Below are 14691 nucleotides of genomic sequence, written 5' to 3'. Positions count from 1 at the left end.
GCTGCGAGGCGTAAATGCCCGCGGATCGGATCTGACGGCCCGTCGGCATGGCAGAATGATCCGTTTACGTATCATTCCCGAATATAATGATCTGCAAACGTATCTTTATTGCGGCAGGCCTGCTCTGACGGGCAACGTGCTCGTCCTGGTGCAGTAAAGGCTCCCGATCCGAATACGCCAGCCTGTCCAACGCCCGCCCGCAGAGAGCCTGCCTGCTCTCGCCACTCCATCTGACCAGAGAATCGCCTCCCTGTTTCCAGGGATGCACGGCGCTGCAGCCCTCTGCTCAACTGGTCCGCATCCGAAGCGAGGAAAGGGAGCGGGGGCGATGCTACATGTGATCGACCACAACAGCGGTGCGAACGGCGATGTTCTGCGCGCGATGTTCGAGGCGCGGAAACAGGTCTTCGTCGATCTGCTCAAATGGGACGTACCGGTGATCGGCGGCACGTTCGAGATCGACGAGTTCGATGATAGCCATGCCGCCTATCTGATCCTGACCGACGCATCGGGCGCGCACCTCGCTTCGGCACGTCTCCTGAAAACCGTTCGCCCGCATATTCTCGGCACATTATTCCCCGCGCTCTGCGAAGGCGCCGTACCGCGAGCCCACGATACACGCGAGATCACACGCTTCTGTCTCGACCGCCGCCTCAAGGCGCGTGCGCGGCGCAGCGCCCGCGACCGGCTTGTCAGCGGACTTGCCGAATATGCGCTGAACCAGGGCGTGCGGCGATACACAGCGGTCGCCGAACAGGCATGGCTGCGACAAATCCAGGCGTTCGGCTGGACCTGCCGCCCGCTGGGTGCGGCGCAGCGGCACGCCGACGCCGATATCGCTGCGCTCCTGATCGACATCGACGCTGAAACACCCGCCCGTCTCGCGGCAGCGGGAATCTGGAGCGCACCAGACCACCCTCCCCTTGAGCGTGCCGCCTGAGACTCATTTCAACCGGAGATCTGCCATGCCCGCACCTGCTCTTGCCCTGCAAGGCGCCGACGACTGGACCGGCCGATTGTCCTCGCAAGGTTATTGCATCATCCCGGGATTGCTTCCGCAGGACGAAATCACGGCGCTCAATGCCGCGCTTGATCCGGATTTTGCGCAAACGCCCTTCTCGATCGGCGGCTTCTTTGGCGCGCGCACCAAACGCTTTGGCCGGCTTCTTGTGCGGGCGCCTGCGGCAAGGCGCCTTGCAGAACATCCCACCGTGCTCGGCGTGGTTCAGAATATTCTCGGACCCTGGTGCGATCACATCCAGCTCAATCTCATGCAAGCGATCGAGATTCATCCTGGCGAACCCGCGCAGATGCCGCACCGCGATCAGGATATGTATCCGTGCGAGAAGGGCCGCATGGAATATCTCGTCAACGTCATGTGGCCGCTGGGGGCCTTTTACGAGGACAATGGTGCGACACGGATCTGGCCGGGCACCCACGGCGCGGCTGCGACCGCCGAATTGCCCGACGGCGCCGGCATTGCCGCGTGCTGCGGACCCGGCGACGCGATCCTGTTCCTGGGATCGGTTTTGCATGGCGGCGGCGCCAACCGCAGGGCAACGCCGCGACGCGGCATCGTCGTGGGCTATTCGCTCGGCTGGCTCAAGCCTTACGAGAACCCATGGCTCGCCTATCCACCGGAGATCGCGCGGCAGTTCCCGGAAAGCCTGCAGGCGCTCATCGGCTATCGCCAGCATCGCCCCAACCTCAATAATTATGAGGGCCAATGCCCGTCGGTGCTGCTGCGCGGCGGCGCGCCTGGGCCGCTTGCCGCAGTGGATGCGCTGACGCCGGAGCAGACGGAGCTGATCGCCGCTTATGCGCGCCACGCGGCCTCCCGGAATGCGACAGCACAGGTGGCCAGCGACAGCGCGGTATGAGCCCGGGCCTGACGATGGAGCGCGTTTACGACGCGCTCAAGACGCACCTCATGTCGGGCGCGCTGCTCCCGCGCCAGCGCCTCGATCCCGCGCGCCTTGCCGTCGAACTCAATACGAGCACGACGCCGGTGCGCGATGCCCTGCACCGGCTGATGGGCGAGCGTCTTGTCGAGGGCTGGCCGCACGAGGGCTTTCATGTGCCCGCCGTATCGGAATCCCGGCTCCGCAATCTCTATACGTGGAACCAGACCCTGTTGGTGACCTGCCTAAAACTACGCGCAGCGACAAACGCTGCCCCGACCGAACAGACGCGCGGCACAGACGCTCCCGATATTCCCCACGCCGTCGCGCAGCTGTTTGCCGGGCTGGCGCATCGTGCCGGTAATGAGGAATGGGATGCCGCGATCATCAACACCGGCAACCGGCTGCATGCGGTCCGCCATGCCGAGGCGCATGTCTTTGATGATCTCGAACCGGAATTCAGGGCGCTGTTCGCTGCCAGTCATACCTTGCAAGGCGCGCCGTTGCATCAGGCGATCGCGCGCTATCACCGGCGACGTATCCGCAAGGTAGCTGAGATCTGCAGCGCATGCGGACAGGCGCGCTGATATTCATTTTGCACGCACCGTATAAAATTTCGATACGGTGCGGACGCTCTACTCTCGGATCCTGTCGCTGGATTGCGACGAAACCAGAAGGAGAGCATCCATGAAACGCACACAGAAGACGGATGTCCGCACGCTCGGCAAGGCGAGCGTCGAGACGAAGGGCCCGGTGGGATTTAACGGCGACGCCCAGCTCGCCCGCGATCCGGCCGGCCTCAGTCGCGACTGACAGGAGGGTGAGGACGCGCGGCCATGCGGCCGCGCGTCCAGCCTTCCGGCGGATCTCCGCAATATGGTCTGGACCCTGCCTCAAAGCATCAGCTTCTGCGATGTTCACGGCCGGCTCGTCTTTCTCGACAGCGCCGCCGACCTCTACCTCAGTCTCCCCGAGCCTGCGGAAGCGGTATTCCGCCGCCTGATGGCAGGCGAGACCATCTTCGGAGCAGCCTCCGATATACCACCCGGGCTCGCGTCTGCGGGTCTGCTTGTTGAGGGCGAGGGCCAGCCGCTGGCACCCTGCAAATCTGCAGACATCCGAGCCAGTCTCCTCGACCAGCCCCCCGCGCCTGACAATCGTCATGTGCCGGGACTTGCCATCGCACTTGCGCGAACGGCACTTGCTCTTCGTCTCATCGGGCTCGACCGGACACTCCGCAGACTGTCACGCCGTATCCCTGCCCTGTCGACGCTGGACGCCAACGCGGATGCTGGCCCTGTTGCCGCGGCGTTCGAGCGGCTGGGCATGCTCGCAACACCGCACGAACAATGTCTGGTACGCTCGCTCGCGCTCGGGCGCTATCTGCGCCGCCGCGGATTCGCTGTCGACATCGTTTTCGGCGCGCGGCTGCGCCCGTTCAGCGCGCACGCATGGGTCCAGCTCGGGGACACGGTCCTCAATGACCAGCTCGATACTGTGCGTAATTTCACGCCGATCCGTGTCGTGTGATGACGCCGCGCTTCCTTGCCAACATCCGCGCCTCGTCGCCTGATGACCGGATCGCCGCACGCATGAAGGATGCCGGGCTTGCCTGCATTCTCGATTCCGATCGTCTGCAGGTGTTCGCGGGTGGCATCGAGATGTGCCCTCTCGAGAACGACGCCGGTGTCATCCTCGGGATGCTTCACCCCCATCCCCTGCGCAATGCCGGGCCGCCTGACACGCGTACCATTCTCGTCACGAAAGGGCGCTGCCTCACCGCGTCCCATTGGGGAAATTACGTCGCCCTCTGGTCGGATGGCGCAGAGGTGCGGGCCCTGCGCGCGCCGTTTGGAGATCAGGATGTTTTTTACAGCGCACACCGCGGCGGCGTTGTCATCGCCTCCGACCTTGCACTTCTGGAAGCCGCGCTTCAGGCGCGCTTTACATGCGCATGGACGCACGTTGCCGCGCATCTCGCGGGGCGAGGCCTGCGCGGGGCGGACACCTGCCTTGCAGGCGTGCGCGAATTGCTCGGCGGAGAATGCCTTGTGGCGAGGCCGGACGGTCTCGGCACGGAGACGCTCTGGTCGCCCTGGGATTTCACGCAGCCCGAAAGAGTGCTCACCATCGAGGAAAATGCGCATCGTCTTCGCGAGCTTGCAGACACATGCATCGCCGCGCGCGCGGCGCCGTTCGAACATGTCCTCATCATGCTGTCGGGCGGGCTCGATTCGTCTATCCTCGCTGCATCCGCTGCGAAGAGCGGTGCGCGGCTCAGCGCACTGACGTTCACCACCGGCGATCCGAGCGGCGATGAACGCCGCTACGCCGAAACGGTTTCGGCCCACCTCGGTATTCCGCTTGTCAGCGCAAACCTCGCGCTCAACGCGGTCGATATCAGCCGGTCCGCCGCCGCGCATCTGCCCCGCCCGATTGCGCGCGCGTTCGCGCAGGCGATCCGCGCGTGCAAGCGCGAGACCGCGTCAGGCATCGGCGCCGATGCTGTTTTCGATGGCGGCGGCGGCGACAATCTGTTCTGTTCGCTTCAATCTGCAGCGCCGCTCGCCGACCGGCTGCGCACCCGGGGGATTGGTCCTTCGGTATGGCGGACGGCGCTGGACATTGCGGAGCTCGCGGAGAGCAACGTACTGACGGTCGCAGCGCATGGCATTGCGCGGGCATGGTTCAGACCGCCGGACTATCGGTGGCAGCCGGATTTTCGCTTTCTGTCGGACGATGTCGAAAGGACTGCATCAGCGCTTGCGACGCACCGGTGGCTCAAGGCGCCGCGCGGCGCGCTTCCCGGCCGCGCGGCACATGTTGCCCTTATGATTGCAGTTGAGAATCTCATCGAAACGTGGCCGGGCCCGCTGCCCGAACTGGCGCCGCTTATGGCGCAGCCGCTCATCGAGCATTGTCTCGGTATCCCGAGCTGGGAATGGGTTCACGCCGGCCACAACCGATGGGCGGCGCGGCAGGCATTTGCGGAGAGGCTCCCGCGCATGATCACGGTGAGGCGTTCGAAAGGTACGCCGGACAGTTTTTCGGCGGCGCTGTACGAGACACGCCGAAGCACGCTTTCCGAATTTCTGCTGGACGGCGTTCTCGTTCGTGAGAGCATCCTGGACCGGGCTGCGCTCGAATACACCCTCCGCGATACGACGCCCGTCAAGGGGCACGATCATCTGCGCATTCTCGCCCTTGCAGATGTCGAAGCCTGGGCGCGCGGCTTTTGACGCGTCACCCAGGCCACCTGCGCCCTCAGGGACTGGCTATTTCGGAGGCTGGCGCATCGCCTCCCAGCGCCTGTATTGTGCCGCCTTCGCAGGACTGTCATCGCGCTTGCCGCGGAGCCAGAAATCGAACCAGTCGAGGCTGCGTTCCCACGTTGCCTGCTTGTGGACAGGTTGCCACCTGATGTGGCGCTCGTCGGGATAGATGTACATCTCGACGGGCTTCCCGAGTTCGGTCAGCGCCGTCCACGCCTGAAGCGAAAGCAGATATTCCTGGTCGGCGAGCTGCATCAGGATCGGCGTATCGATGCGCGCAGCATTCTGTGCGATCGATGCCGGCGCCCAGAATTCCGGGTCAGGCTTCGTCGCTTTCGGATATCCCTGCCCCTGCATCGCGCGCGCCCAGACGGGACCGCCGTAGGTCGTCACCGATTCGGGTTCGATGCAGCAGCTGCTCATCGCTGCGGCGGCAAACAGATCGGAGTTGATGAGTGCGAAGGCGACGGTGCTGGCACCGTCGCTGAGCCCCGTAATCCCGATGCGGGCCGGATCGGCGATGCCCATGTCGATCACCTTGCGAACACCGGTCTCAAGCCCCGAGAGGAGGCTGCGCCGTTCGGCCCAGTCCTTGTTGTTGATCGTCATCAGCTCGTTATCATCTTTGGGGTTCGCCTTCGCCGTCGCGTAAAATGGCGTCTGTTCGTAGCTGAGCACGGCAAATCCGCGCGCAGCAAAGGCGTGCACCGGATAATCCTCTCCGGTCCCGCCGCGCAGGAAACCATCGCTGTGATACTGGACGACGACGAGCGGCAGGCGACCGCCCTTGTAGCCGGGCGGGAGCACGAGATCGCCCCACGTGTCGAGACCGACGTTGTTGGTGAAGAACAGCCGCCGCGACGTGCCGAGACGGATGTTCCGGAATTCCGGGTTCGGATCGAACACGGTGGTCGACGCACCGCTCGCCGGATCAATGGCGACGATCCGGCGCGGCGTCACTGCGTTCTCGCGCAGGCAGTAAAGCTTGCCCGATGCGGCTGTGCAGCCCTGCAGCACGTCCTCGCCAGCTACCAGCTCTACGGGATCGCCCTTGCCGGGCGTCCAGCGCCAGACGGCCATGTCGCTGTGCGCCCGTCCCTGCTTTCGAACGATAAGCAGGCTGTCGCCGAGCCAGGTCAGCCCGGCAATCTTGCCGGAGCAGGCCTCGGCAGCGCACCCGATCCGCACACCTCTGGCGTTCTCGACATGGATGCGAAGCGGCCCAAGGAAACCCTCGCGTGTGGTCCAGGCGCGGCCGTGCGCTGACCGCGCATCGAATTCGGAGCGCGCACCAAGCGTGACATCAGGTCCCATCTGCTCCGCCTCGCGCGCGTCCGCGGCACGAACTCCGCTTCCGTCGGGCGCTGCCGACAGGATCACCCGCGGATGCTCGCCGGTGATCTTCGGGAAGGCGCCGGTCGTCGGATTGAACCGGTCATCGTAGAGATAGCCCGAACGCCCCTCCTCGGCGATCCGCGCGCGCGTTTCCCGGATCCCGGGGCGGATACCGACAAGGACGCGCGCGCTGTCGCCGGTCCAGCCGACCGTCTCGGCATCGTCGGCAAGCGCCGTGACCGCATTGGCACCGCTTCCGTCCGCCGCGGCGCGCCAGACCTGCACGACGCCGTCCAGCTTCTTCCGGTATGCGATCCAGCGTCCGTCCGGCGACCAGAACGGCACGACGAGATCCGGAAAGCCCGGCTGCTCGAGCATGCCGCGCAGGATGTAGGAGAGCGTGATGAGTTCGCCCCCAAGATCGACGATGCGGACACGTCCGCTGGCGAGATCGAGAACGGCCAGCGCGCGGCAGTAGCTGTTGGTTTCGGGATGGGCACGATTGACGATAAACGCGAGCGCGCGCCCATCGGGCGAGACCGAGAGCGGGCTGTGGCTCGAGGCCATGCCACCTTCGGGAAGGCCAATGTCGCGCAGCCGCATCAGGTCGTCGGGTACGAAGTCGCGCATTGTAGCAGCAGGCGCGGACGCCTGCGGGAGAACGTCAGCGCATGGCGTTCCGGCCTTCGCACTGCTGCAGGCCAGCACGCCGGCAAGAGCTGCGCCGACAGCGCATGCGTGGATACGGCTACGCGTCGAAAGCGTGCGAAGAAGGCTTACCATGTCTTGCTGACTCCCAGGCTGATGAAACGTCCGATGGGGGTGTAATTCGTCGAGTCGTAGGGCGTGTCGTAGTAGAGCGTCGTCCGGATCGGATCGGGTCGCGCGTTGAGGACATTCTCGGCGGCGAGCACGAATTCCAGACCGCCAAGGAGACCGCCGCCACGCGGTGTCTCGAAACGCACCGCGAGATCGAGTGTCGTCATCCCCTCGACATCATCGGCAGGCATCTGCCGCATGTCGGTAACCCCGCCTGTGTAATTGACATGCGCGTTCAGCCCGAGTGGGCCCGCCGTCCAGTTGGCACCGGCGCGTGCGCGCCAGTGCGGCGGGTTGAACAGCCGGCCCGCGAGCGCGACCTCGGGCTGTAGTGCGGTGCGACGCTGCGTGCTTTCGAGCCAGGTCGCGTTGAGTGAAAGGCTGAGCACGCCTCCGGCCATGGGGGTTTCGTAGCTTGCCAGCGCATCGAGCCCGCGGATCGTCTGATGCCCGGCATTGACGTAGCGGTTGTTGACAATCGCGGTCACCGAAGTCGGATCGAATGTTCCGCCCGTACTGTTGTAAAAACTGTCTACCGAATCGATCGCGGCATTCACCGCACCCACGTCCGGATCGCGAGAAACCAGATCGGCGTAGGCGGGATCGCTCAGCGCCTGAGCGGTCGTCACGATCGGTGTGACGATGCGGTTCCGGTAGCGCGTTTCAAACCAGCCGAACTCAAGCCGTGCGCCTGCAATCGCGGGTTCGAGCACGACCGATGCCGACCAGGTCCGTGCACGCTCGGGTGCGAGTGCGGTGTTGCCGCCGATCAGCAGCAGCGCGGTTGCGCCGGGCGTTGCGGTGCCGCCGAGCCGCGTTGCGGGGACGAGCGTCGCGGACGGCGACTGATAGAGCTGCAGGAAGGTGGGCGCGCGGAATGACCGCCCCCAGCTGCCCTTCAGCGTCACACCGGCGAAGGGCGCGTAGATGAGGCCGAGCTTGGGCGTCACCACCGTATCGATGTCCGGATAGCGCTCGTAGCGGAGCGCACCGCTGAGGTTCAGCCGGTGGACGCCCGGGATGGCGATGGCCGGACCGACGAACGGCAGGTTCAGCTCGGCGTAGGCAAAGTTGCTGTCGCGCGTCTCGTCGATATCAAGCTGCGGTGCGAGCGCGCGGCGCAGCTCGAACGCATTCTGCCGGTAGCCGCCGCCGACTGCCAGACGGGCGCTGCCGCCGGGAAGCGCGAACAAGGGTCCGTCCGCGGCAAGTTCGATCGACGTCGCGGAATTGCAGTAGCAATTGGGGCCGTTCAGCAGCACGTTATCGCCCAGGATGTTGGCGATCGTGAAATGCACGCGGTCCTCGCCGTACATCGTGGAGAGGCCGGCGCGCCAGCTGCCGAGATCCACCTTGAGCGCAGGCGCGATGGCAAAGGACGTGCTCCGCGTCCGGTTTTCCGCGCGGCTCACATCGAGGTCACCGGCCGTGTTCAGCGGGAAGATCGATGCCTTCCAGCGCGTGTTGTAAAGCGCATCGAAGGCGAGCGTGACCTTGTCCCCGAGCGCCTGATGCCCGCTCATAAGCCCGTTGTGGTGTTTGAGAAACGGAAACAGCGTCACACCCGGTGTGACGTCGGCGGCATAGCTGCGCTGCCGCGCGACGATTGGCGAGATGCGCGAGAATTCGTAGGCGCCCATGAGACCGCCGCTGTCCCAGGTACGGCCGGCCAGAAGTCCGTACTGCTGCTGCCCGTTGCCGCCGTCGGTCGATGCGCCCCAGCGCGCCCGCGCGCGCAGGCCGTCGAAATCGCTGCGGAGAATGATGTTCGCGACACCGGCGACAGCATCCGAGCCGTAGAGCGCCGATGCGCCGTCCGCCACGATCTCGATGCGGTCGACGGCATCGAAGGGAATCGCCGAGATATCGACGCTCTGCAGCGCCGACGAATAGGACAGCCGGTGGCCATTGAGGAGTGTCAACGTGGCATCGCTGCCAAGCCCGCGCAGGTTGAGCGACGCGCCGCCGCCGATATCGACACCGCTCGCCTCGGGCACATTGTTGCCGATGCCGGGGTTCTGTCCGCCCCCGAAATTCTGCGGCAACGCCCGCATCGCGTCGGCGAGACCCGCCTGCCCCGCCGCGCGCATCCGGTCTGCGCTGACAGCGATGACCGGCGAGGCAATGGGCGCACCCCGAATCCGCGTTCCCGTGACGACGATCGGTTCGTTGTCGCTACCGCCCGCAGCTTCGGCGCGGCGGATCACGAGCGCGCCGTTCACACGCTCTGCAACAAGCCCCGTTCCGGCGAGCAATGCGCGGACGGCGGCGTCGGGAGCATAGGCACCACGCAGCGCCGGCGCCGCAAGTCCCTCGACGAGCGTTGCCGGCGCGATGATTTCGGTGCCCGACCGTGTTCCGATTTCGCCGAGCGCAGCACCAAGCGCCTGCGCGGGCATGTCGTAGCTCTGCGCATGCGGTCCCTGCGCAAGCGCCGGTGCGCTGCCCGCCAGCAACCAGAGCGCGACCAGGCCCCGCCTCACGGCATTTTTCTGCCGTTTCTTCTGCGTCATTTGTTCCTCCCTGTGGACGCCTCGGGATGAAGCGTTCAGGGCCGTTGACGCCGGGGGTGGCAAACCCCCTACGCGATTTTCAGAAAGATCGAGCGCGCAGCCGGATACTGCCGCCCGGTTCGCGCACGACCGCGAGGTCGAGCGTTGCGGCGAGTTTGTCGGCAGATCGGGATTGCCGAACAGACGTAGCGTAACCGGGGGTGGCCGATTCCGTGATAATTCGACAGATTTACTCTGTCGGAGAAGAAGATTTTCCCGACTTCAGGATTACGGCAAAAACACGTCCCTGACTGAGTAGAGCCGCTTTTCGATCTGCGCTGCTGCGACAAGCAGGCGGGATAGATAGCGAGTTGGCCGATAAGGCTCTGCATTCTGTGTTACAACAAGCGAAATTGCCGCGACTACGTGGCCGCGTAGCTGGATCGGCACGGCGATACAAATAAACCCCTCGAACATCTCCTCGTGATCGATCGCATAACCACGCTGTCGGATGCTCGCGAGTTCCTCCCGCAAAGCCTCGGCAGATATGATCGTTCTGGGCGTGAGCGCCACAAGGGGCGCCGTCGCAAGATAGGTGTCGAGTTCTTCAGTAGACAAATGAGCAAGCAGAGCCTTGCCAATGCCGGAGCAATAGGCTTCCAACTGCATATCTGGGCCCGAGATTGCGCGGCCTGCCCTATCCCCCTCTTTGACCAGGTAAGTGGTCATATTTTCGTCTAGCACACCGAGGTGGGTGATCCGGCCGGTGCGGCGCGACAGGTCCGTCAGGATCGGCCTGCCAATTTCCGCGAGGATGCGGCTCGGCGAAAGTGGAAATCCGGCAAGCCGCCGCAGCGTTGCGCCGGCCATATAGCGGTTTGGGCCGAGCTGGGCGACGAGTCCAGCCCTCTCCAGGCTGGCCATCAACCGATAGGCGGTGGACAGCGGCAACTCCTCCGCCTCCGCCAGCGCGGGCAGCGACCTGCAATCGCGCGCGCCCTCCAGCACCTGGACTAGCAGGGAGAGCGATTTGTCGAGCGAACTGCGGGAGCCGGCGAGCATGTTCATTTCCATCATGTGATAATCTGGGACCGGCCGTGATTGCCAAGGCCTCGCAACATATCATATATGTTTTCGCCATGAAGAGACAATATGATCATGCCGCGCGGCTGCTGCGCGACGCCTATCGGGGAGGAACCATCGCGCCGTTGCGCACGTTCCTCGAACCGCTGGATATCGACGGCGCCTATGCGGTGCAGGCGATCAACACCCGTCATTGGATCGATCAGGGGCGCCGCCTGGTCGGCCGGAAGATCGGTGCTACGGCCAAGGCGGTCCAGCAGCAATTCGGCATCGACCAGCCTGATTTCGGGGCGCTTTTTGCCGATATGCAGATCGACGATGGCGGCATGCTCGATCCAGCGACGGTGATCCAGCCCCGCGCGGAGGCGGAGATCGCCTTCATCCTCGGACGCGACCTCGCTGATCCCGATCTGTCGCTCGACGGCGTCGCTGCCGCGATGGACGGTGCCGTGGCCGCGATCGAGATCGTCGACAGCCGCATCGCCGACTGGAAGATCACCTTATCCGATACCATTGCCGACAATGGTTCCTCGGCCTTCTTCGTGCTCGGGACCGACGTGAGATCCCCCGCCGGGCTCGATCTCTACAGTTGCGGCATGGTCACAGAGATCAACGGGGAGATCGCTTCGGTCGGCGCCGGCGCCGCCTGCTTCGACCATCCCTATAAATCGGTCCGCTGGCTGGCTTGCACGCTCGCCCTGAACGGGGAGCCGCTGCGGGCCGGCGATATCCTGCTGTCCGGCGCGCTCGGCCCAATGGTGAACCTGCACCCCGGCGACCGGACACGCATCCACATCGGCGGCATCGGCACCTGCGCCTTCAGCTACGGATTCCAGGCATGAGCGACAAGATCAAGGCGGCGATCATCGGATCGGGTAATATCGGCACCGACCTGATGATCAAGATGATCAAATATCCGCAGAATATGGAACTGGCTGCGGTGGTCGGCATCGATCCCGCGTCCGAGGGGCTCGCCATGGCGCGCGAACGCGGCATCACCACCACCCATGAGGGGCTCGAAGGCTTGAAGGCGCTGCCCGACTATGCCGAGATCGGCATCATCTTCGACGCAACCTCGGCGTATGCCCACAAGGTCCATGACGAGGCGCTGCGCGCCGACGGCAAGCTGGTGATCGACCTGACCCCGGCGGCGATCGGCCCCTTCGTCATCCCGCCGGTCAACTTGGACGCCCATCTGGAGGCGACCAACGTCAACATGGTCACCTGCGGCGGCCAGGCTACCATCCCGATCGTCGCCGCCGTCAGCCAGGTGGCCGAGGTCCGCTATGCCGAGATCATCGCTTCGGCCTCCTCGCGCTCGGCCGGCCCCGGCACCCGCGCGAACATCGACGAGTTCACCCGCACCACCGCCTCGGCGATCGAGAAGGTCGGCGGCGCTGCGCAAGGCAAGGCGATCATCATCCTCAATCCGGCCGAACCGCCGATGATCATGCGCGATACGGTGTTCACCCTGTCCGAAGGCGCCGACGAAGCCACCATCCGCGCCTCGATCGAAACGATGGTGAAGAAGGTGCAGAGCTACGTCCCCGGCTACCGCCTCAAGCAGGAGGTTCAGTTCGAACGCTTCGGCGACAACAACCGGCTGAAGATACCGGGTCGGGGCGAGTTCACCGGCATCAGGACCTCGGTGTTCCTCGAGGTCGAGGGCGCGGGCGACTATCTGCCCAGCTATTCGGGCAATCTCGACATCATGACCGCTGCCGCCAAGGCGACCGGTGAGCTGCTGGCGCAGCGCATCCAGGCACGGAGGGGCGCGGCATGAGCTTCGACGTCGAACAGCAGAAGCTCTACATCCAGGACGTGACCTTGCGTGACGGCATGCACGCGATCCGTCACATGTACGGCATCGACCATGTCCGCGCGATCGCCAAGGCGCTCGACGAAGCCGGGGTCGATGCGATCGAGGTTTCGCACGGCGACGGACTGGGCGGCACCAGCTTCATCTACGGCTTCGGCGCCCAGACCGATTGGGAATGGATAGAGGCCGCCGCCGATGTCCTCGAGCGCGCGGTGCTGACGACCCTGCTGGTCCCCGGCATCGGCACCGTCGAGGAACTGCGGCGTGCCTATGATCTGGGCGTTCGTTCGGTCCGGGTCGCTACCCACTGCACCGAGGCCGACGTTTCCAAACAGCATATCGGCATCGCCCGGGATCTCGGCATGGACGTGTCGGGCTTCCTGATGATGAGCCACATGATCGAGCCCGAAGCGCTAGCCCAACAGGCACTGCTGATGGAAAGCTATGGGGCCCAGTGCGTTTACGTCACCGACAGCGGCGGCGCACTCGACATGGACGGGGTGCGCGATCGCCTTCGGGCCTATGACCGGCTGCTCAAGCCCGAGACCCAGCGCGGCATGCACGCGCACCATAATCTCTCGCTCGGTGTCGCCAACTCGATCGTCGCGGCACAGGAGGGCGCGGTCCGGATTGACGCCAGCCTGGCCGGCATGGGTGCGGGTGCCGGCAATGCGCCGCTCGAGGTGTTCGTCGCCGCCGCCGACCGCAAGGGCTGGAACCATGGCTGCGACGTGATGAAGCTGATGGACGCGGCCGAGGACCTGGTGCGCCCGCTGCAGGACCGTCCGGTCCGGGTCGATCGCGAGACGCTCACCCTCGGCTATGCCGGGGTCTATTCGAGCTTCCTGCGCCATGCCGAGAAGGCGGCCGAGGATTATGATCTCGATGCCAGAGAAATCCTCATCGAGCTCGGCCAGCGCAAGATGGTAGGCGGGCAGGAAGACATGATCGTCGACGTCGCCCTCGACATCAAGCGGCGGAGCGACAGCAAGCGGACGGTCGCGCGTTGAACGACGCTTCGGACCCGCCCTCCCCCGTCCGGATAGCGTCGCTCGTCCCGCTGGCGCCGACCGCGCGCGGCGAGTTCGCGCGCCGCTTCATCATCGAGGACAGGGATGCGGCATCGCTCGGCACGGTTCGCCCCGACGTCCTTCTGCTGAGCCCGCCCGTCCGGGTGGATGCGGCCTTCCTCGCCGGCCTCCCCGCCTCGGTGGGAGCGCTCGCGACCTATTCGGTCGGCCTCGACCATATCGATCTCGACGCGGTCCGCGCGAGGGGCCTGCCGCTGTTCAATACCCCAGGCGTCCTCTCGAACGCCGTCGCCGATCAGGCGATGCTGCTGTTGCTTGCCGCGACCCGCCGCATGACCGAGGCGACCGCCCTGCTCCGCGAAGACCGCTGGACCGACCTGTGGTCGAGCCACATCCTCGGCACCGAACTCGCGGGCAAGACGCTGGGCATCTACGGCCTCGGCGACATCGGTCGCCGGGTCGCGCAGCGTGCGGCGGCCTTTGAGATGACAGTGGTCTATCATAACCGCAGCCGGGCCGCGGACGAGGCCGGGGCAATCTTCATCGCCAGCGCGGAGGATTTTCTAGGCAGCACCGATATGCTGCTGCTCGCGGCCCCTTCAACGGGAGAGACACGTAATTTCCTGAACCGCGAGCACCTGGCCTTGGCGCGCGAAGGCCTGGTCGTCGTCAATATCGGCCGGGGCGACCTGATCGACGACGACGCGCTGCTGGAGGCGCTGGACAGCGGCAAGGTCCGGGCGGCCGGCCTCGACGTCTTTCGCAACGAACCCCGTATCGATCGGCGCTTCCTGAGCCGGCCCGAAGTGGTCGCGACGCCCCACATCGGCAGCGCGACCGAAGAGGCTCGGCGGGGCATGGCGACGGCGCTCTGCGACGCAATCGAAGCCTGGCGACGGGGCGAGCGCCCTGCCAACCAGGTCGTCTGATCCCATTCCC

13 protein-coding genes are annotated in these 14691 nt (G+C 65.2%); 10 read left to right on the top strand and 3 right to left on the bottom strand.

Going from position 1 to position 14691, the window contains the following annotated elements; translation table 11 throughout:
* Positions 1-328: 328 nt before the first annotated feature.
* The 6 genes from AAC014_RS10675 to AAC014_RS10650 all read left to right on the top strand — a co-directional run bounded on the left by AAC014_RS10675 (position 329) and on the right by AAC014_RS10650 (position 5140).
* Complete coding sequence (locus tag AAC014_RS10675) at positions 329-940, top strand: acyl-homoserine-lactone synthase (RefSeq protein WP_339708175.1); 612 nt, start codon at positions 329-331, stop codon at positions 938-940.
* A 25-nt stretch (positions 941-965) separates the two neighbouring features.
* On the top strand, positions 966-1880 hold the full coding sequence (locus AAC014_RS10670; RefSeq protein ID WP_339708172.1) for a phytanoyl-CoA dioxygenase family protein: 915 nt from the start codon (positions 966-968) through the stop codon (positions 1878-1880).
* Positions 1877-2488, top strand: coding sequence for a GntR family transcriptional regulator (locus AAC014_RS10665; protein ID WP_339708169.1), 612 nt, complete (start codon positions 1877-1879; stop codon positions 2486-2488). The genes AAC014_RS10670 and AAC014_RS10665 overlap by 4 nt, the downstream gene beginning before the upstream one ends.
* Before the next feature lie 100 nt (positions 2489-2588).
* Positions 2589-2714 (top strand): hypothetical protein, encoded by a 126-nt coding sequence (locus AAC014_RS10660; protein ID WP_276330578.1) that lies wholly within the window; start codon positions 2589-2591, stop codon positions 2712-2714.
* A gap of 63 nt (positions 2715-2777) precedes the next feature.
* The gene (locus tag AAC014_RS10655; protein ID WP_339708159.1) at positions 2778-3431 is read left to right on the top strand and encodes a lasso peptide biosynthesis B2 protein; all 654 of its coding nucleotides are present in this window, start codon (positions 2778-2780) and stop codon (positions 3429-3431) included.
* Entirely contained in the window at positions 3431-5140 is a 1710-nt protein-coding gene (locus tag AAC014_RS10650) for an asparagine synthase-related protein (RefSeq protein WP_339708157.1), read from the top strand. The genes AAC014_RS10655 and AAC014_RS10650 overlap by 1 nt, the downstream gene beginning before the upstream one ends.
* Positions 5141-5176: 36 nt before the next feature.
* Here AAC014_RS10650 and AAC014_RS10645 read toward each other — a convergent pair whose 3' ends face one another.
* The 3 genes from AAC014_RS10645 to AAC014_RS10635 form a co-directional block, all read right to left on the bottom strand.
* On the bottom strand, positions 5177-7291 hold the full coding sequence (locus AAC014_RS10645; protein ID WP_339708154.1) for an Atxe2 family lasso peptide isopeptidase: 2115 nt from the start codon (positions 7289-7291) through the stop codon (positions 5177-5179).
* Positions 7285-9840, bottom strand: coding sequence for a TonB-dependent receptor (locus AAC014_RS10640; RefSeq protein ID WP_339708151.1), 2556 nt, complete (start codon positions 9838-9840; stop codon positions 7285-7287). The genes AAC014_RS10645 and AAC014_RS10640 overlap by 7 nt, the downstream gene beginning before the upstream one ends.
* A 267-nt stretch (positions 9841-10107) precedes the next feature.
* Complete coding sequence (locus AAC014_RS10635) at positions 10108-10896, bottom strand: IclR family transcriptional regulator (protein WP_339708148.1); 789 nt, start codon at positions 10894-10896, stop codon at positions 10108-10110.
* A 62-nt stretch (positions 10897-10958) separates the two neighbouring features.
* On the opposite strand from AAC014_RS10635, the gene AAC014_RS10630 reads away from it, so the two are divergent.
* Genes AAC014_RS10630 through AAC014_RS10615 form a run of 4 tightly spaced genes read left to right on the top strand, consistent with a single transcriptional unit; the run spans position 10959 to position 14681 of the window.
* Positions 10959-11744 carry a fumarylacetoacetate hydrolase family protein gene (locus AAC014_RS10630; RefSeq protein ID WP_339708145.1) on the top strand — a complete coding sequence of 262 codons (786 nt, stop codon included), beginning with the start codon at positions 10959-10961 and terminating at the stop codon, positions 11742-11744.
* On the top strand, positions 11741-12685 hold the full coding sequence (locus AAC014_RS10625; protein ID WP_339708142.1) for an acetaldehyde dehydrogenase (acetylating): 945 nt from the start codon (positions 11741-11743) through the stop codon (positions 12683-12685). The genes AAC014_RS10630 and AAC014_RS10625 overlap by 4 nt, the downstream gene beginning before the upstream one ends.
* Positions 12682-13731: a 4-hydroxy-2-oxovalerate aldolase gene (gene dmpG / locus AAC014_RS10620; RefSeq protein WP_339708139.1), complete on the top strand. Its 1050-nt coding sequence runs from the start codon at positions 12682-12684 to the stop codon at positions 13729-13731. The genes AAC014_RS10625 and dmpG overlap by 4 nt, the downstream gene beginning before the upstream one ends.
* Positions 13728-14681, top strand: coding sequence for an NAD(P)-dependent oxidoreductase (locus tag AAC014_RS10615; protein ID WP_339708136.1), 954 nt, complete (start codon positions 13728-13730; stop codon positions 14679-14681). The genes dmpG and AAC014_RS10615 overlap by 4 nt, the downstream gene beginning before the upstream one ends.
* Positions 14682-14691 lie beyond the last annotated feature (10 nt).

Source organism: uncultured Sphingosinicella sp. (assembly GCF_963974575.1).
GTDB lineage: Bacteria > Pseudomonadota > Alphaproteobacteria > Sphingomonadales > Sphingomonadaceae > Sphingosinicella.
This window is presented reverse-complemented; position numbering and strand designations above follow the sequence as displayed.